Origin of the sequence: Bartonella sp. MU70NMGDW (assembly GCF_042194085.1) — a bacterium.
GTDB lineage: Bacteria > Pseudomonadota > Alphaproteobacteria > Rhizobiales > Rhizobiaceae > Bartonella > Bartonella grahamii.
In genome coordinates this window covers 18,845-38,668 of record NZ_JBHIMK010000002.1, presented here as the reverse complement: position 1 = coordinate 38,668, position 19,824 = coordinate 18,845, and the positions used below count along the sequence as shown (strand labels likewise).

Sequence of the window (19,824 nt, the reverse complement as noted above, 5' to 3'; positions counted from 1 at the left end):
GAGAAAACCGTATTTGAACAGAGAGGTATTTTAATTTTTATTAGAGGGTCTTTATTATCCTGCTCGCAAGAGGCGTGTAGCATCATCGTGTCCGAAAAGGTAAAGGAGCAACCGTAAAGCTTGTCCTTGCTGAGAAGAAAGATGAGGATCGCGTTGTAAAAATAAACGAGCATCTTTTCTTGCCATTGACAAAAGATCACTATGAACAGCAAGGTTTGCTATATGAAATTCAGGGACTCCGGATTGTTTTGTACCTAAAAGCTCTCCTTCGCCTCGCAGACGCCAATCTTCTTCAGCGATTTCAAAACCATCTTCTGTATTGCGGATAATATTAAGGCGTGTTGCTGCTGTTTTAGTCAGTGGATCTTTATAGAGCAAAATGCAGGAAGATTTTTTATCGCCTCGTCCTACACGTCCACGCAATTGGTGCAGTTGTGAAAGGCCAAAATGTTCGGCGTGTTCGATGATAATGATCGAAGCATCTGGAATATCTACTCCCACTTCAATAACAGTAGTTGCAACTAAAATACGTGTATTTCCACATTTAAAAGATGCCATAGCGGCTTCTTTTTCTGCTGTAGACATTTTTCCGTGGATCATACCAACGTGTGCACCAAAGCGTTCATGGAGAAATGCAAAGCGGTTTTCAATTGAAGTGAGATCAAGAGCTGTCGATTCCTCCACTAAAGGACAAATCCAATAGAGCTTTTCTCCTTTTTCTAATGCAATTGCGATTCGCTCTATAAGCTCATGAAGACGTTTCAAAGAAAGCATTGCTGTTGTAATGGGTTGTCGTCCCATTGGTTTTTCTGTAATTTTAGATACATCCATATCACCAAAAGCTGTTAAGACAAGTGTGCGCGGAATGGGCGTGGCGGTCATAACCAGCATATCAGGTTTATTGCCTTTTTCTGTAAGAGCGATACGTTGATGGACACCAAAACGGTGTTGTTCATCGATAATGGTTAAGGCAAGATTGTTATAAGTAATGCTGTTTTGTATGAGAGCATGGGTTCCGATGATAATAGAAACTTGACCTGATAGAATATCATTCAAGATATTTGTCCGCAATTTTCCTTTTTCTCGCCCTGTTAAAAGAGTTGTTTGTAATCCGACCTTTTCGGCAAGAGGAGCGATGGTGGCAAAATGTTGCCTGGCAAGTACTTCGGTTGGCGCCATTAAAGCTGATTGTTCTGAATTTTCAGCAATTTGTGCCATTGCCATCAATGCAACAACAGTTTTTCCTGCGCCTACATCACCTTGGAGTAGTCTTAGCATCGGTTCTGGTGAAGCAAGATCATTTGCGATATCTTCTACTGCTTTTTTTTGTTCGGTTGTGAGTTGAAAGGGGAGGACATTAAGCAATTTTTTAGTATAAATTCCTGTTGCTGGTCGAGAAGTGCCTACAAGAGATTTGGTTTTTAAACGCACGAGTCCTAGCGCCAATTGACAAGCGAGCAATTCATCATAGGCAAGACGTTTGCGTGCTGTACTTTCTAGGGATAGATCGTTGGGGTTAATGGGCGCATGGATACGGCGTAAAGCAACAGAAAAAGAAGAAAAATTTTGCTGCTTTTTCACATTTTCATCTATCCATTCTGGGAGGAGAGGAATAAAATCAAGAGCGTTTTGTATAGTCCGTCTTAGTGTTTTTGCAGCTAATCCTGCAGTAGAGGGATAGACAGGTTCGATGAGAGGAATCTGATTTGATTGTTCGCTTGGCGCAATATAGTCGGGATGCGCCATTGAAAATTGCCCATTAAACCATTCAACTTTTCCTGATACAGTAACTTTTTTTCCTTCAGGGAGTTGTTTTTTTAGCCAAAGAGGCTGAGCGTGAAAAAAGACTAAATTTATTTTTCCTGTTTGATCATGGGCAATAACACGATAGGGGATTTTGTTATGACCACGGGGCGGTGGTTGATGTTGATCGATGATAATTTCGAGCGTAACAGTGTCTCCTTCTTTTACACAAGCGATGCTGGGACGCATTCTGCGGTCTATGACGGAATGGGGCATTAATTGAAGAAGATCAATAAGGGTTGCTTCGCGTTGTGTAGGATTAACATTTAAGAGTTTGGTCAGTAAACCATAGGTTTTAGGTGTAATACCAGAAAGAGTTCGAATAGAATTAAAAAGAGGGGTAAGAAGATTTGGAGGCATGAGCAAATTTAACCTGCTCTTTTTGTTTTTTCTAGACCTTTAGAAGAGCTTTTTGGGGATAAAGTCATAAAGAGGAGGTTGCTTTATTTACATATTATTTACATATTGAATTTTAGGAAGAAAAATTAATATTTAAAGATAAATACAATAAAAGGGTGTAAAAATTAAAGTGCTTAGATGAGGTGTATTGTTTTTCTTTTTATTTTAGCTGTTTATTTGCTGTGAATAGAAGCATTTTCTTGATAGAACTCTCTTATAAATATTAATAAAATTGGGATATTGCTCCTATGTAGGATGATGAACTTATAGCTTTAAAGTTATGATAAACAGGAGTTTTTTTCTTTTATAAGGGGTGCTGTTTGGCATTTATTTTGTAGTGGGAAATTGTGAGAGTGGTAAAAAATAAAAATAAAACGCAAGAGAACAAAAATTCTCTTCCTCGCTTTATTCATTTGAGAGTGCATTCAGCTTATTCTTTACTCGAAGGGGCTTTAAAAATCCCTCAAATTATTCAACAGGCGATTTCAGATCATGCACCAGCGGTTGCTATTACCGATACCAATAATTTATTTGGTGCTTTGGAATTTTCACAGCATTGTCTTTCTCATGGGGTCCAACCTATTATTGGTTGTCAGCTTAGTGTTGATTTTTGTGATGAAAATGATCATTCAGGTTTGGCTAAATGGCGTAATTCTGCTAATTTTTGCTCTATTGTTCTTTTGGCTGCTAGCGAAACCGGTTATGCTCATTTGGTTCGTCTTGTCAGCCGTGCTTATCTTGATAAATGTGATACTGATCCTCCTCATATTAAAGCTAATTGGTTGTCGGCACACAGTGAAGGAATAATTGCTTTAACGGGAGGTAAGGGAGGACCTATTAATCTTTCTTTGGCGGAAGAGAAAAAAGAACATGCTGTTGAGCGCTTGATTTATTTGAAAAAATCTTTTGCTGATCGTCTTTATGTGGAATTACAACGGCATGGCTCTTATGATCGGAGAGTAGAGGCTGATCTTATTGAATTGGCTTATGCGCATGAAATTCCTCTTGTTGCAACAAATGAAGCCTTTTTTCTGAAGAGAGAAGGGTATGAAGCGCATGATGCGCTGATGGCTGTTTCAGAAGGGCAAATAGTCTCTAATCCAGATCGCAAACGTGTGACGCCAGATCATTATTTGAAGTCACAAGATGAAATGGTTACACTGTTTTCGGATCTTCCAGAAGCTTTAGAAAATAGTGTTGAAATTGCATTGCGTTGCCATATTGCCACACCTCTTCGAAAACCGATATTGCCTCGTTTTATAGAACAATCTGCTAATTCAGAAGCTACTTTAGAAGTAGAAGATAGTGAGTTGTTAAATCAGGCTAAAGCTGGTTTGAAGATGCGGCTTGAAACAATTGGATTGGCTGAAGGGTATACGATTGCAGATTATGAGCAGCGGCTTGATTATGAAATTTCAGTTATTACGCGTATGCAATTTTCGGGATATTTTCTTATCGTTTCAGATTTCATAAAATGGGCAAAGGTTCATGATATTCCCGTTGGACCAGGACGGGGTTCTGGTGCTGGTTCACTTGTTGCTTATGCATTGACGATAACTGATGTTGATCCATTGCGTTTTTCTCTTCTCTTTGAACGTTTTCTCAACCCAGATCGTGTTTCGATGCCAGATTTTGATATCGATTTTTGTCAAGAGCGGCGCGAAGAAGTTATTCAATATGTTCAAAAAAAATATGGACGTGATCAAGTTGCTCAAATTATTACCTTTGGTAAGTTACAGGCACGTGCGGTTTTGCGTGATGTGGGGCGTGTTTTAGAAGTTCCTTATCGTCAGGTGGATTATCTTACAAAATTAATTCCTGCTACGCCAGGAAGTCAGGTAGAATTGGCTGATGCTATTAAGGATGAACCTAAATTTGAAGAGGAAAAGAAAAAAGATCCCGTTGTTGGACGCGCATTAGATATAGCACTTCAGTTGGAGGGACTTTATCGTCATGCTTCAACTCATGCTGCTGGGATTGTTATCGGAGATCGTCCGCTTTGGGAGCTTGTCCCGATGTATCGTGATCCTCGTTCTGATATGCCTGTTACACAATTTAACATGAAATATGTTGAACAGGCGGGGCTGGTAAAATTTGATTTTCTTGGATTAAAAACGCTTACTGTTTTGAAAATGGCAGTCGATTTTGTTGCCAGAAAGGGGATTAAAATAGATTTATCAAATATTCCTCTGAATGATGAAACAACCTACGCTATGATGGCACGTGGTGAAACGGTTGGTGTGTTTCAGGTGGAAAGTTCTGGTATGCGCAAGGCGTTGATTGGAATGAAGCCAGACCGTATTGAAGATATTATTGCGCTGGTCGCACTTTATCGTCCAGGTCCAATGGAGAATATTCCAACCTATAATGCACGCAAACATGGGGAAGAGGAAATTGCTTCTATTCATCCTAAAATAGACCATCTGATCAAAGAAACACAAGGTGTTATTGTCTATCAAGAACAGGTGATGCAGATTGCTCAGGTGCTTGCTGGCTATTCGCTTGGAGAAGCTGATTTATTACGTCGTGCTATGGGGAAAAAAATTCATGCTGAAATGCAAAAACAGCGTACGCGTTTTGTTAATGGAGCTGTTGCAGGTGGTGTGGATAAAGATCAAGCTGATATTATCTTTGATCTTTTAGCAAAATTTGCCGATTATGGTTTTAATAAATCGCACGCTGCTGCTTATGCAATTGTTTCTTACCAAACAGCTTATATGAAAGCAAACTATCCCGTTGAGTTTTTAGCTGCTTCAATGACATATGATATGACGAATACAGATAAGCTCAATGATTTTCGGCGTGAAGCATTAAGGTTGGGTATTGAAGTTATTGCACCTTCTATACAAACATCTCATCGTGTTTTTGAGGTTGGTGATAACTGTATTTATTATTCTCTTGCTGCCATTAAAGGTGTGGGAGAAACTGTTGTGGATCATATTGTTACTTGTCGTGGGAATAAGATTTTTAAGGATTTGGAAGATTTTTGTGCGCGTATTGATCCTCGTATTGTTAATAAGCGTGCGATGGAAAGTTTAGTTTGTGCTGGTGCTTTTGATTGTTTTAACATTGCACGTGAGGTTTTATTAGCCAATCTTGGAACCCTTCATGCGCGTGCACTTCGTATTCTCGATGACAATTCTAGCGGGCAGGTTGATATATTTGGAATGGCAGGCGGATTAAAAGAACCATTGATTTTATCGCAAACAACCCCTTGGTTGCCGGCTGAGAAACTTTATCGAGAATTTCAAGCTATAGGTTTTTACTTTTCTGCGCATCCTTTGGAGGAGTATCAAGCTATTCTGGACAAAAAACGTATTCAGACTTGGGGTAATTTTGCCAATGCCGTTAAAGGGGGAGCAACGGCTGCACGGCTTGCTGGAACTGTTGTGGCAAAAAACGTGCGTAAAACAAAATCTGGTAAAAAAATGGGAATTATTCATTTTTCTGATACAAGTGGACAATATGAAGCAGTTCTCTTTTCTGAGGCACTATCGGATTATGAAGAGATGCTAGAACCCGGAAAATCTTTTATTATTACGGTAAGCGCAGAAAATCGTTCTGAAGGAGTTAGTTTGCGAATTGAAACAATTCAGTCTTTGGAAAATGAATCATTACAACAGCATAAAATGATGCGTCTTTTTATAAAAACAGTTGATATGCTTCCACAAATTGAACAAAATTTAAATCTTGGGGGAAATGGAGAGGTTGGGCTTATTTTAATTCAAGAGGATGGATTGCGAGAAGTCGAAATTGCGCTTCCTAAGCGATATAAGGTAAATTCACATGTCGCAAATGCGATGAAATTAATTCAGGGTGTTGTTGATGTAGAACTGAGTTAAAGAAAGATTAAAGATGGGAGCTGATTTTGAGTGGTGTTTTTGCTTTTAGGAGAGCTAAAAATTGAGCTTTTAAAGTCGGATTGTAGGTTTCGAAAAATTTTGCTTTTATTTGAGTAAATTATGATGGGTTTTAGTGTCATAGAGTCAAAAAATCTCGTTCTTTCGTAATATTCAAAGTACTGGAAAAATTTTATAAGTTTTTATCATTATTTTTTATGGAATTCATTGCATCATACATGTAAAGCCAATTGAGATCTGACATAATGCTCTCTGGTGTACGAATTTTCATCATGAGATTGCGTGCAATTGCTATGGGACCGGTTGCGTGATAGGCTAATCTATTGAAATCTCCGCGTTTTTTTACTGCTGCAATACGGGGGGTGCGTGTTGTTTCGTAAAGCGAAAGTGCTTTCGTTAATGAAAAATCTTGCAATGAAAGTGCTTCTGCTAATGTGGCAGCATCTTCGATTGCCATAGCGGCACCTTGTGCTGCAAAAGGTAAGGCAGCATGTGCGCAATCGCCAACAAATACTTGTCTCTCTAAACCGATAAAACGATTTTGTTTCATTTGAAAGAGTGGCCAATAGCTCCATTCATCAATATGATCAAAGATTTGTAAGATTTTTGAATTCCAATCTCTAAAAAGAGATTTGAGTTTTTCTTTATCTCCTTTATGAGCCCATCCTTCTTTTGAATTTTCTCCATTTGTGATGGCGACAAAATTAAAAATTTTTTCTGACGATTGAATGGGATAGACAACAAGATGATTTTTTGGTCCCATCCAAGCCGTAATTGTCTTCATATTTTGCAATGAAGAACGAAAGTTTTGAGGAAGATTATCAAATGTTGTTGTTGCACGCCAAGCAATAAAGCCACTAAAATTTGCTCTTTCATGAAAAGGAGATTGTTGCCGTAATGTTGACCAAACGCCATCACATCCGATCAGGAGGGGCGTTGAATGAAGCTGTTCTGTTGCCGTATCTGTTTTTATTGTTGTGATTTTAATGTTGCTTGCAGATTGGGTAGAAGATACAATCGTTTCGCCTGCTTTGTATTTGATCAAAGGATTTTCAATCACTGCATTATATAAAATTTTTTGTAAAGCCGCGCGGTGAATCGTCATATAAGGGGCTTTCCAATATTTTTCTGTTAGATTAATAAGATGAGCCCGTAGATGTATTTTTAATGATAGTCCATTTTTTAACTCAAGAAAATGTGGGATTGTCGCGACTTCAGCGAGTTTATTAAGAAGTTCCCAGCGAGCAAGAATAGATGTTGCATTTGGTGTCAGTTGAATACCAGCGCCTATCGTTTCAAGTTGTTTGCACTTTTCGATAATGGTGCTTGCAATTCCTTTATGAGCGAGTGCTAAAGCGGTGCTTAAACCAGCAATTCCTCCTCCAACAATGATGGGTGATTGTTCCACAAACGATTTCATATTAAAGCAGAATTAAAAGAGTGGTTATTAAGAAAGCCAAAAAACGCGATTATAATAGCTTTTCTGGATGATATAAGCATCCTGTTGGGTTTGTTTGATCGTATGATAGCGAGGGAACATAACGATAAAGGGTTGAGCAGTAAGGGCAAATTTTCTCATCTGCTGCTCCCATGTCGATAAAGATATGAGGATGATCGAATGGTTGTGTAGCGCCTACACACATAAATTCTTTCACACCAATTTCGATTGTTTTATATCCAAGGTCATTTTGGAAATGAGGAATATTGTGATCAGCCATGGGGTACAAACTCCAGAATAAATTGTCTCATCAGCTATGATTGGGCTCTTCTATTTTATAGGCGTGAGTTTGTAATAAAGCTTATGATAATGCAAGCTGCTTTTTAAGACAAATTTCTCCTATTTTATGCTATATTATAATAATTGTCTTACTTTTAGTGCTTTGCGCATAGAAGATAGTTCCAAGTATTTTTAAATATTAAATGGAAAAATGATAAGGAAAGTTAGGCATTGATATATTATTATGATGATAACATGTTATCAAATGTTATGTGAGATATTTCGTCAAGGATTTTAGAAAATATAAAAGAAAATTATTTAGGATATATGGAACAGAGGGTGGTAGATAAAATTTCTATATCGAATATAACAATGAAAAATCCGGTACGGTTTATTAATCGAGAGTTTTCATGGCTACAATTTAATAATCGTGTTTTGATGGAAGCGGCTAATGCGAGACATCCTTTATTAGAACGTCTACAATTTCTTTCTATTTCAGCTGCAAATCTTGATGAGTTTTTTATGGTTCGTGTTGCAGGATTAGCAGCTCAAATTCGTTCTCGCATTACAGCGTGCAGTGCAGATGGGCACACTCCACAGGAACAACTTGATATTGTATTAGCTGAAATTTCAAAGCTGCAGGCTCACCAACTACGAGAATTGAATGTTTTACGTAATGAATTAAAAAAGAATGATATTGAAATTATTTGTTCTGATGATCTTTCAGAAATTGAAAAATCATGGCTTGAAAAATATTTTCTTGAGACAATTTTTCCTGTTTTAAAACCTTTGCCTGTTGATTCTACTCATCCTTTTCCATTTATTCCTAATTTAGGGCTTTCTATTGCGCTTCAATTGTCTGGAGAAACTGATCAGAACTCTCACATAGTGTTGTTGTCTATTTCAATGCTTTTGAGGCGTTTTATTCTTCTTCCTCAAGAGGGTAATCATTTTCGTTTTATTGCATCTGAAGATGTTATTTGCCTTTTTATTAAACATGTATTTCCTAACTATGAGGTTACAGGAATTGGTATATTTAGAGTAATCCGAGATAGTGATATTGAGGTAGAAGAAGAAGCTGAGGATCTTGTTCATTTTTTTGAAACTGCTCTCAAAAGGCGGCGCCGTGGGCAGGTTATTCGAGTTGAGTTTGACGCAAGAATGCCAGAGAGTTTACGCCAATTTATAGCGAATAGTCTCGCTGTCCCTGATAATTGTATTAATGTTCTTGATGGATTTTTAGCGCTTAATACGGTATCAGAAATTGTTTCTATTCCTCGTGATGATCTCAAATTTATTCCTTATATTTCTCGTGTTCCAGAATGTATTCGTGAACATAAAGGGGATTGTTTTGCGGCTATTCGTGAAAATGATATTGTGATTCATCACCCCTATGAGACATTTGATGTTGTTGTCCAATTTTTACGTCAAGCTGCTTGCGATCCTGATGTTGTGGAAATCAAACAAACACTTTATCGTACATCAAATGATAGCCCAATTGTTAGCGCTTTGATTGAAGCAGCTGAACAGGGAAAGTCTGTGACTGCTTTGGTAGAACTTAAAGCACGTTTTGATGAGGAAGCAAATATTCGTTGGGCGCGGGATCTTGAATGTGCTGGGGTTCAAGTTATTTTTGGTTTTATTGCATTAAAAACTCATGCTAAGATGTCATTGGTTGTGAGACGTGAGGGAAAACGTCTTTGCTCTTATGTTCATCTTGGAACAGGAAATTATCATCCCATTAACGCTAAAACTTATACCGATCTTTCTTTTTTTTCCACGGATGATGATATCGCTCATGATGTTGCGTTATTGTTCAATTATATTGCGCAATATGAGCGTCCAAATGAAACAATGAAGATTGCTTTTTCACCCTTAACATTGCGTGGTCGTATCTTAGAGCATATTGAGGGAGAAATTGTTCATGCACAACAGGGAAGGTTTGCTGCTATTTGGATGAAAGTTAATGCATTGGTTGATCCTGAAATTATTGATGCTTTATATCGTGCCAGTCAAGCAGGGGTGCGAATTGATTTGGTTGTGCGGGGGATATGTTGTTTACGTCCTCGTATTCTAGGAATTTCGGATAATATTCGTGTAAAATCAATTGTCGGGCGTTTTCTTGAACATAGTCGCATTTTTTGTTTTGGGAATGGTCAAGATTTGCCTAATGAAAATGCACTTGTTTACTTAGGCTCTGCTGATATGATGCCTCGTAATCTGGACTATCGTATTGAAATATTGGTTCCAGTTTTTAATAAAATAGTGCGTCAAAAAATTCTTTTACAGATTATGTTGGCTAATATTATTGATAATCAGCAAAGCTTTGATATACTTAAGGATGGAACATCAAAACGTATTACGCCGCAGATAGGTGAAAGTCTATTTAATGCGCAGGAGTATTTTATGGCCAGTACAAGTTTTGCAGGGGAAAATGAGTCTTTTGAGTCTTCTGTTTCGCGCTTGGTTGCGTTGCATCGGCAACAAGCCGAAATACATAAAGACTAAAATCCAATGACATATAGAGATGCTCAAGGTCGGTTAAAAGGGTGTAAGCCTGTTGCTGTTATTGACATTGGCTCAAATTCTGTTCGGTTGGTTATTTATGAGGGGCTTGTTCGCTCACCAACAGTTTTATTTAATGAAAAGATTCTTTGTGGTCTCGGTCATGGTGTGGCAAAAACGGGATTTTTAGAAGAACAATCGATGAAAATGGCATTGCAAACACTGAAACGGTTTCGTACGCTTTGTCGACAGATTGGGGCAGATGAGGTCTATACTTTAGCAACAGCAGCAGCACGAGATGCAAAGAATGGCGTAGCATTTATTCAGCATGCTGAAGATATTTTGCAAAATAAAATATATCTTCTTTCAGGAAGTGAAGAAGCTATGTATTCAGCATATGGAGTTGTTTCTACTTTTTATCAACCAAAAGGTATTTCTGGAGATCTTGGTGGTGGAAGTCTTGAGCTGATTGATATTGATCATTCTGATGTTGGTGAAGGGATAACTCTCCCATTGGGTGGTTTAAGGTTACAGTATATGTCAAATAATGATAGTGCTGTAGCTACAAAAATTGTACATGAGCAATTTTATAAATCGTCTGTTGTTCGTACTCGTAAAGGTACAGCACGTTATTTTTATGCAGTAGGGGGGACATGGCGTAATTTGGCAAAACTCCATATGGCAATGAAACACTATCGGCTCCCTGTTATGCATGGCTATGAAGTTGAAGCCGTTGAAATGGAGAACTTTTTACGTCTTGTAGCACGTGGCAATATTGATGATTTGAGAGGGATTGCAGCGATTTCTCAGAATCGTCGGAAACTTTTATCTTATGGGGCAATAGTTCTTATTGAACTCATTCAGTGTATGCAGTTTGAAAAGATAATTTTTTCAGGTGCTGGAGTTCGTGAAGGTTTTCTTTATTCACGATTGCCGCAGGCGATTCAGCTGTCAGATCCTCTCATTGCAGCATGCACAGAAATGGCCATTTTACGGGCACGTTCACCAAAACAAGCAGAAGAACTCATTGATTTTACGACGAATGCTTTTGAAGTTTTTGGAATTTCAGAAACTGAAAATGAATGTCGTTATCGTCAAGCTGCTTGTCTTCTTGCGGATATTGGTTGGCGTATACATCCAGATTATAGAGGTAATGAAGCAGCAAATCAAATAGCTTTAGGATCTTATCCAGGAATTTCCCATGAAGGGCGCCTTTATGCGGCGCTTGCTGTTTTTTTTCGCAATACGAGTTTATTGGTTGATAAAGAATCTCTTCCCATTTTTCAATTAGCAACTCAAAATATAATTGAGAAAGCACGTATTCTTGGCGAAACTATGCGTATTGCTCATCTTTTTAGTGCTTCTGTTGCAGGAATTTTACCTCATTTATTGTGGCATAAAAAAGCAGATCATATTATCCTGCAGATCCCAAAGAATTACGCTGGGTTATTAGGAGAACGTCCTCTTGGACGATTACAGACGTTATCAAAAATAATAAAACAACCTCTCGCTTTTGAAATTTTTTGATTTTTTTCCTAATTTATTCGTGTTTTATGTCTTATAATAGGGCTATTGACGAGGGATAAACTAGCTAACCTATCATCATGAGCTGGACAATAGGACTTGTTCCATAACTTTCATACCAGACACCACGCAAGGCATTGGTAATGCTCTGAGCATTCATAAAATAAAACATAATTTTTTATTCTGTTATTTGCGTCACAAGATGGATTTTTCACTTCATAAGCTTCATGTGAAAATGAAAGCCTTGTCCATTTTTACCTGAAAAGGTTTTCTTTTTATGCTGCGTCGTTATAACGTTTCTGTTTAGCTTGCTCGATTATATTGATAAGATTCGATTGTAACCAACGCGATAAAAAAACAAACTTTTAAAGGTTTTGGGAGAGATCCATTGGTTACATGACACCGGAATGTTGAAATACTCATATGAAGCAGTTTTGCACTTTCACGGTCTGTCAAAAGAATATCATTTCAGTCATTATAAAATCCTTTCACTATAAAAAATAGAAATAAATCATAACTATTTATTAACCATGATTTTTTGAAAAGCGTTTAATCTATAAAAAAAACAGCGCTTTATCATATAATTTCTTATGTAAAACTTTATGAGTCTTATTGAGATGGAATGAGAGAATCTTATGATATTCGGGGGTCTAATTTAATATAAATAACGCTAGATTATCTTTATAAATCAGTATGTTGTCTTTGTTAGGTGTTTTAGTTGTTATGCTGGCTGGTTTTTGATTGTTATATTGCAATCTCGGTAGTTTTTTAATACGATATGGGGACGTAAGATATTATATCTTTGTTTGTTCCTATTGCTAGGCTGCTATTTTTTTAATGAGTGCGCTTTTATTATCAGAACTTTTTCTTTTCAAAACTTTTAAATAAGGAGCTGTCTGTTTTTTTTAGATTATTTTTAATAGGATTGCTATTTGATTGACTGGGTAAAGATTTAGCTGTCATTTTTAATAAGAGTTCACTATTTAATTTTTAACTTTGTCAGAAGTAGGCTTTATTTATCCTGTTTGCGTTGGTCTATAGGGCATACCAATTGATGTAGATAATGAGTAGCGTAATGGATTTTTCAAAATGAAAATGTAAATTAAAGCTGTTTTGTGCTTATTTTTCCATCGTTAAAGTAAAACCCTATCTGTCCCTTTAGCAGTTGTTCGGCTTTTTGACCAAATATTTCATAGCGCCAGCCATTCATAGCGGGAATATTTTTCTTTATTCCTCCATTGGCAATTTTTTCTAAATCATTAGATGTTGCAATAATTTTAGGGGCAATGCTGTTTTCATTTGCAACAATTTTTAATAACACTTTGAGTAGATCGATAACAGCGGCTGTCGTATCATTGAGTGGATTATGTTTAGGAATGGGGGGTAAAGTAGAAAGATCCACCTCTAAGCCTTCATGGACAGCTTTGATTAATGATTGAGCAATTGAGAGTTTATCCCAGTTCTTATTAAGACTGCGCAACCGTTTTAATGCAGATTCATCTTTTGGTTGTTGGGTTGCTATTTCTATAAGACATTCATCTTTTATGATATGACGACGTGGCATATTGTATTTTCGTGCTTCACGTTCCCGCCAAGCTGCTATCTTTTGTAATACAGCAAGTTCACGTGGCTTTTTAATTTTTCCTTTCACTTTTTTCCATGCTTCATCTTCTGGCATATCATAGGTCTTAGGATTTAAAAGGATTGTTATTTCATCGTCCATCCAGTGAGCACGTTGATTTTTTTCTAACCTTTTTTTCAATAATAGGTAAACGTCTCTTAAGTAGGTTACATCGGCAAGTGCATAGAGCAGTTGTTTTTCAGACAAAGGGCGGTAACTCCAGTCTGTAAAGCGGGAGGATTTATCAAGATGATGCCCCGTGCAGCGTTGTACAATTTGATCATAGGAGATAGAATCACCAAATCCACAAATTGATCCTGCTATTTGCGTATCAAAGAGAGGGGAAGGAATAACACCTCCAAGATGATAAATTGTTTCAATATCTTGGCGCGCAGCATGAAAAACTTTTACAACTTTTTTATCTATCATAAGGTCAAAAAAAGGTTGTAAATCAATATCCGGTGCTATGGGATCAATCAAAACTGTGATATCTGGTGATGCGAGCTGGATTAAACACAGTTGAGGCCAAAAAGTTGTTTCGCGGATAAATTCAGTATCGACTGTTACAAAATCAGAGGTACGTAGAGCGTTAAGTGCAATTTCAAGATCGGTTGTTTGTGTAATAAGATTCATCATTTTATTATAATTCGATAAATTAAATTTGTCCTTTATTGACTTTATTTTTGAGTTTTTATTTTCATATCTTGACAAATGGTTGTTAAAAAGCGTTTGTAGCGCATATGAATATTATAATCAAAGGCAAAAATATGCACCGTTATCGCAGTCATCATTGTGCGGCTCTTCGTAAATGTGATGTAGGAGCACAAGTCCGTCTTTCGGGGTGGGTTCATCGTGTTCGTGATCATGGCGGAATTCTTTTTGTGGATTTACGTGATCATTTTGGAATCACACAAATTGTTGCTGACCCTGCTTCGCCGGCTTTTAAAGTTATTGAAAAAGTGCGTTCTGAATGGGTTATTCGTGTGGATGGAGAGGTATGTGCACGTTCCGATGAGGTTATTAATGCAACGCTTCCAACAGGTGAGATTGAAATTTTTGCACAAGAGGTAGAAATTCTTTCAAAATCTGATGAGCTTCCTTTACCGGTTTTTGGTGAGCCTGATTATCCAGAAGATATTCGATTAAAATATCGTTTTCTTGATTTGCGTCGGGAGACTATGCACAAAAATATCATGCGTCGGACTGAAATTATTGCGGCTATGAGACGGGCTATGCAAAATAATGGTTTTACCGAATTTACGACGCCACTTTTGACAGCTTCATCACCGGAAGGAGCACGTGATTTTTTGGTCCCAAGTCGTGTTCATCAAGGAAAATTTTATGCACTACCGCAAGCACCACAGCAATATAAACAATTGTTGATGATGTCAGGTTTTGATCGTTATTTTCAGATTGCTCCATGTTTTAGAGATGAAGATCCAAGGGCCGACCGTCTTCCTGGTGAATTTTATCAATTAGATGTTGAAATGAGTTTTGTTGAGCAAGAAGATGTTTTAGCAACTATGGAACCTATTATGCGTTCTATTTTTGAAGAATTTGCAGATGGAAAAACTGTGACACAAAGCTTTCCTCGCATTTCCTATGATGAAGCAATGCGAAAATATGGTTCTGATAAGCCTGATCTACGTAATCCGATCATTATGGAAGATGTTTCTCAGCATTTTTATAATTCTGGTTTCAAAGTCTTTGCTCAAATTTTAGCGAATGATGAGAATGCACAAGTGTGGGCTATTCCAGCTAAAACGGGTGGAAGTCGTGCTTTTTGTGATCGTATGAATGTATGGGCACAAGGCGAGGGGCAACCAGGGCTCGGTTATATTTTTTGGCGTGAAGAAGAAGGAAAATTGGAAGGAGCAGGGCCTATCGCCAAAAATATTGGTGAACAGAGGACTGAAGCAATCCGTATACAGCTTGGACTTGAAAGTGGTGATGCTTGTTTTTTTGTGGCTGGAGATCCAAAAAAATTCGCATCTTTTGCTGGAGCAGCTCGTACACGGGTAGGGGAAGAATTAGATCTTCTCGATAGAGAGAGTTTCTCTTTGGCGTGGATTGTTGATTTTCCATTTTTTGAATGGAATGAAGATGAAAAAAAGATTGATTTTGGACATAATCCTTTTTCCATGCCTCAAGGGGGAGAAAATGCTCTTGAGACCCAAGATCCTCTTACTCTTAAAGCTTTTCAATATGATCTTGTTTGCAATGGTTATGAAATTGCATCAGGTGGAATTCGTAATCACTTACCAGAAATGATGCTTAAAGTTTTTGAACTTGTAGGACTTTCTAAGGAAGTTGTGAAAGATCGTTTCGGTGGTCTTTATCGTGCATTCCATTATGGGGCTCCGCCACATGGTGGCATGGCTGCGGGAATTGACCGCATCATTATGCTGTTGCAGGGTGTTAAAAATTTGCGTGAAGTTGCTTTATTTCCTATGAATCAACAGGCACTTGATCTTTTGATGAGTGCTCCGTCTGATGTTTCTCCTACACAATTACGTGATTTAGGAATCCGTATGGCTCCTACTCACAAAAATAGCTCATAAAATTGATTATGGATTGTTTTCATCTTTTCTACGTAGAGTGAAGTTTTGATGCCTCTCAAGAGCATCATGTGTGTGTGTGTATGCTGTTTGTGAAATTTAGATAGACAAAAACGCCATTGTGTTGATTCTTTACGAGGCATTTTTATTCCTTGTTTTTATAGTGGCTGTTTCCTTTGTGATAGGTGAGGAAATGATTGTGATTGTTTTATCATGAATACATTAGAAATGAGAGAATTCTGTAATATTTGGAAGTCTCATTTTAGTTGAAAAAAAATGAATTATCTTTATACGACAATATATTATTTATTTTTTATTGAAGTTTTTACAATGTTGTAGCAGAGAATTGTGTTTCTTCGTTTTTATGAGAATAATGCGGTTTTCTATTCTATGGACTTACTCTGAAAAGTTTAAATTTTATAAGCTTTGAATATTTTTTTAGTTTTTCATGGAAAAACTGAATGGGGTTGTTATACAATTTATCTTTATAATAAAAGATGATGTTTGAAAGGTGCTTTTGTCATTCCAAAAAGAATGAAATAACTCTTTGTGAGCAGTTAAATTATTATCGGATTTGACAAAGCTTTCAATAAATTACTTAGAACAAGGGGGGAAGGACATGTATAAATTTTTCAAATTGATATAATTTTCTGTTCATGTTCTAATCGCAGCGTTTGTTTTTATGTAATTGACTTTTAATAAAAAAGTCGACTCATAGAAGATTTCATTAAATAAATCCTATAAAATAATTTCTTATTATTGTGGGAATTGTTGTTTTAATACTATGTCTGATAAAATGAATTTACCTTTTGATAAAGAACACATTGAACCAATAGAATTACGCTCTGCTTTACAGGAACGTTATTTGGCTTATGCACTTTCTACGATTACACACCGTGCATTGCCTGATGTACGTGATGGATTGAAGCCTGTCCACCGGCGGATTGTTCATGCGATGCGTCTTCTCAAACTAAATCCTGGACAGTCTTATGCGAAATGTGCGCGGATTGTCGGTGATGTCATGGGAAAATTTCATCCTCATGGGGATGCGTCTATTTATGATGCTTTGGTGCGCTTGGCTCAAAGTTTTGCTGTTCGTTATCCATTGGTTGATGGGCAAGGCAATTTTGGTAATATTGATGGTGATAATGCTGCTGCCATGCGTTATACGGAAGCACGTATGACTGAAGTGGCTGCATTGTTACTTGAAGGAATTAATGAGAATGCTATTGATTTTCGTTTAACCTATAATGAAGAAGATGAAGAGCCTGTTGTTTTACCAGGAGCTTTCCCTAATCTTTTAGCAAATGGTTCTTCTGGTATTGCTGTTGGTATGGCAACATCTATTCCACCCCATAATGTTGCTGAGCTTTGTGATGCAGCGCTCCATTTGATTGCGCATCCCGATGTAAATGATGAGGAATTAAATCAATTCGTTCTTGGTCCTGATTTCCCGACGGGGGGAATTTTAGTTGAACCTAAAAAAAGTATTGAGGAATCCTATCGTGTTGGGCGTGGATTCTTTCGCTTGCGTTCACGTTGGCATCAGGAACCTAGTAGCCGTGGTTCTTATGTGATTGTTGTGACTGAAATTCCCTATCAGATTCAAAAGTCACGTCTTATTGAAAAAACAGCAGAGTTATTGCTTGCACGCCGATTGCCAATGCTTGAGGATATCCAAGATGAATCAGCAGAAGATATCAGAATCGTGCTGGTTCCTAAAAATCGGTCGGTTGATCCGGAGCTCCTTATGGAGTCTCTTTTTAAATTGACTGACTTTGAAGTAAGATTTCCCCTTAATCTGAATGTTTTGTCTTTGGGAAAAATACCCAATGTTCTTTCTTTGCGAGAAAGTTTGCAGCAATGGCTTGAACATCGTCAAGAAGTGCTTATTCGTCGCTCTCATTATCGGCTTGATCAAATTGATAGCCGATTGGAAATTCTTCATGGATATCTTATTGCCTATTTAAATCTCGATGAGGTCATTCAGATTATTCGTGAAGAGGATGAACCGAAAAAGAAGCTGATTAATCGGTTTGAATTAACAGAAAATCAAGCTGAAGCTATTCTTAATATGCGCTTGCGTTCTTTGCGTAAACTTGAGGAATTTGAAATTCGTAAAGAATTTGAAAGTTTGAAAGCTGAAAAAGAAAAACTACAGAATTTATTAGCTTCTCCTATAAAACAGTGGAAAATAATTTCAGAAGAAATCAAAAAAGTTCGAAACACTTTTGGTCCTGAAACATTCTTAGGGAAAAGACGTACGACGTTTGAAGAGGCACCAAGACATGATCTTGATGATATTCAACAAGCAATGATCGAAAAAGAACCGATTACTATTGTTATTTCTGAAAAGGGGTGGATGCGTGCTTTGAAGGGACATTTGACCGATTATAAAGCGCTTTCTTTTAAAGAAGGAGACAGTTTAAAGTTAGCATTTCCAGCATTTACAACCGACAAGATTGTGCTGATCAGTACGGGTGGAAAGTTTTTTGCTATTGGTGCAAATAGTTTACCTGGAGGGCGGGGACATGGTGAACCTATTCGTCTTTTAGTTGATATGGATGATGAGCACGATGTTCTCACAGCTTTTGTGCATCACGCCGAGGAAAAATTGCTCTTGGTTTCATCTCACGGTAATGGTTTTATTGTTTCTTCTGCAGAAGTGATCGCCAATACACGAAAAGGAAAGCAAGTGATGAATGTGAAAGCTCCTGATAAGGTAAAGCTTTGTGTTCCGGTAAATGGTGATCATGTTGCTGTAGTCGGTGAAAACCGTAAAATGCTTATTTTTTCTATTGAACAAATACCAGAAATGAATCGCGGTAAAGGTGTTCGTTTACAGCGTTATAAAGAAGGTGGTGTTGTTGATGCCAAGACTTTTAATTTATCAGAAGGCTTAAGTTGGCAAGATACAGCTGAACGAATCTTTAACCGCCAGGCGGACGATCTCTTTGAATGGATGGGAACGCGTGCGGGTGTCGGGCGTTTGGTTCCAAAAGGATTTCCAAAATCAGGAAAATTTATTAATTAAATGTATTTTATAAATGGGAAAATTCCCTATGGTTTTATGATTGTGTAAGATATTAATTTATAAGGATAATTTATTATTTTTATATTGAAAGAAAAATCTAAAGCGTGAGGTTTTTTCTATTTTGATCTTGTTTAGGTTAAATCAATCAAAACTGTTTTTTAAACATTACAGCATTTATGGGTGCTGTCGTGAAATGATTTGATATTTTGAGAGCTGTACCCTTAAACAAACAATGTGAATGTTTAACACAAGAGTGTTCTATTTGGAGATGTTTTATTTGTCTGATAGGTTTATCTCCTTATTGTTCAAGAGAGATGTTATTAATTTTTCGTAAGGGATATTTATTCGTTAGGATTGCTATGATATTGCCTAAAAAGATGTCCACGTTCCGCCCATAAGACGAGGAGTATGGCAATCAGACTAAGAAAGAAAAATCCTGCCGAATTAGGGATGGTCGTCTCATTAAATTGTTGAGCAATAAAAAAACTGAGACCTGTGCCAATAGATGTTTGCAGAAAACCAGATATAGACGACGCGGTCCCAGCTATTTCTCCTACAGGTTCAAGAGCGAGTGTATTGAAGTTTGCCATAATACCACCGCAGGCAAACATCAGTATACAGAATAACAGCATGTAAAAAGCAAAAGGAAGAATACCATCTGTTAAGATAGAGCCAACAAACCATACACATGAAGTGATACAAAAAAGTAAAAGCATCGCGTGAGCGATACGCCGCATTCCAAGGCGTCCAACGAGTTGAGAGTTAAAGAAAGATGATAGAGCTTGAAATGCAGCACCAACTGC

General features: G+C 37.4%; 9 protein-coding genes and 2 pseudogenes. 5 read left to right on the top strand and 6 right to left on the bottom strand.

Going from position 1 to position 19,824, the window contains the following annotated elements:
• Positions 1–54 precede the first annotated feature (54 nt).
• A complete protein-coding gene (gene recG / locus ACFIKE_RS00435; protein ID WP_375648133.1) occupies positions 55–2,163 on the bottom strand; it encodes an ATP-dependent DNA helicase RecG in 2,109 nt (702 codons plus the stop codon).
• 392 nt (positions 2,164–2,555) lie between these two features.
• On the opposite strand from recG, the gene dnaE reads away from it, so the two are divergent.
• A complete protein-coding gene (dnaE, locus tag ACFIKE_RS00430; protein ID WP_375648132.1) occupies positions 2,556–6,044 on the top strand; it encodes a DNA polymerase III subunit alpha in 3,489 nt (1,162 codons plus the stop codon).
• A gap of 190 nt (positions 6,045–6,234) precedes the next feature.
• Here the strand turns inward: dnaE and ACFIKE_RS00425 are convergent, their stop codons facing one another.
• Entirely contained in the window at positions 6,235–7,482 is a 1,248-nt protein-coding gene (locus tag ACFIKE_RS00425; protein WP_375648131.1) for an FAD-binding protein, read from the bottom strand.
• A 49-nt stretch (positions 7,483–7,531) separates the two neighbouring features.
• Positions 7,532–7,780, bottom strand: coding sequence for a zinc-finger domain-containing protein (locus ACFIKE_RS00420; RefSeq protein WP_375623967.1), 249 nt, complete (start codon positions 7,778–7,780; stop codon positions 7,532–7,534).
• A gap of 326 nt (positions 7,781–8,106) precedes the next feature.
• On the opposite strand from ACFIKE_RS00420, the gene ACFIKE_RS00415 reads away from it, so the two are divergent.
• Both ACFIKE_RS00415 and ppx read left to right on the top strand, forming a co-directional pair.
• Positions 8,107–10,287 carry an RNA degradosome polyphosphate kinase gene (locus ACFIKE_RS00415; protein WP_375648130.1) on the top strand — a complete coding sequence of 727 codons (2,181 nt, stop codon included), beginning with the start codon at positions 8,107–8,109 and terminating at the stop codon, positions 10,285–10,287.
• Between the two features lie 6 nt (positions 10,288–10,293).
• Positions 10,294–11,811 (top strand): exopolyphosphatase, encoded by a 1,518-nt coding sequence (gene ppx, locus ACFIKE_RS00410; RefSeq protein WP_375648129.1) that lies wholly within the window; start codon positions 10,294–10,296, stop codon positions 11,809–11,811.
• Between the two features lie 272 nt (positions 11,812–12,083).
• On the opposite strand, the pseudogene ACFIKE_RS00405 reads toward ppx, so the two are convergent.
• Positions 12,084–12,270: pseudogene (locus ACFIKE_RS00405) on the bottom strand (helix-turn-helix transcriptional regulator).
• Positions 12,271–12,910: 640 nt separating this feature from the next.
• Positions 12,911–14,065, bottom strand: coding sequence for a ribonuclease D (gene rnd / locus ACFIKE_RS00400; RefSeq protein ID WP_375648128.1), 1,155 nt, complete (start codon positions 14,063–14,065; stop codon positions 12,911–12,913).
• Positions 14,066–14,196: 131 nt separating this feature from the next.
• Between rnd and aspS the strand changes: the two genes are divergently transcribed.
• Both aspS and parC read left to right on the top strand, forming a co-directional pair.
• Complete coding sequence (gene aspS / locus ACFIKE_RS00395; protein ID WP_375626906.1) at positions 14,197–15,990, top strand: aspartate--tRNA ligase; 1,794 nt, start codon at positions 14,197–14,199, stop codon at positions 15,988–15,990.
• Between the two features lie 781 nt (positions 15,991–16,771).
• Entirely contained in the window at positions 16,772–19,021 is a 2,250-nt protein-coding gene (parC, locus tag ACFIKE_RS00390) for a DNA topoisomerase IV subunit A (protein ID WP_375648127.1), read from the top strand.
• Positions 19,022–19,362: 341 nt separating this feature from the next.
• On the opposite strand, the pseudogene ACFIKE_RS00385 reads toward parC, so the two are convergent.
• Positions 19,363–19,824: pseudogene (locus tag ACFIKE_RS00385) on the bottom strand (Bcr/CflA family drug resistance efflux transporter); the annotation flags it as partial.

Excerpts from the sequence above, each read along its gene's own strand:
- aspS (WP_375626906.1), top strand. The coding sequence starts at position 14,197 with ATGCACCGTTATCGCAGTCATCATTGTGCGGCTCTTCGTAAATGTGAT.
- ppx (WP_375648129.1), top strand. The coding sequence starts at position 10,294 with ATGACATATAGAGATGCTCAAGGTCGGTTAAAAGGGTGTAAGCCTGTT.
- recG (WP_375648133.1), bottom strand. The coding sequence starts at position 2,163 with ATGCCTCCAAATCTTCTTACCCCTCTTTTTAATTCTATTCGAACTCTT.
- ACFIKE_RS00415 (WP_375648130.1), top strand. The coding sequence starts at position 8,107 with ATGGAACAGAGGGTGGTAGATAAAATTTCTATATCGAATATAACAATG.
- ACFIKE_RS00420 (WP_375623967.1), bottom strand. The coding sequence starts at position 7,780 with ATGGCTGATCACAATATTCCTCATTTCCAAAATGACCTTGGATATAAA.
- parC (WP_375648127.1), top strand. The coding sequence starts at position 16,772 with ATGTCTGATAAAATGAATTTACCTTTTGATAAAGAACACATTGAACCA.
- ACFIKE_RS00425 (WP_375648131.1), bottom strand. The coding sequence starts at position 7,482 with ATGAAATCGTTTGTGGAACAATCACCCATCATTGTTGGAGGAGGAATT.
- rnd (WP_375648128.1), bottom strand. The coding sequence starts at position 14,065 with ATGATGAATCTTATTACACAAACAACCGATCTTGAAATTGCACTTAAC.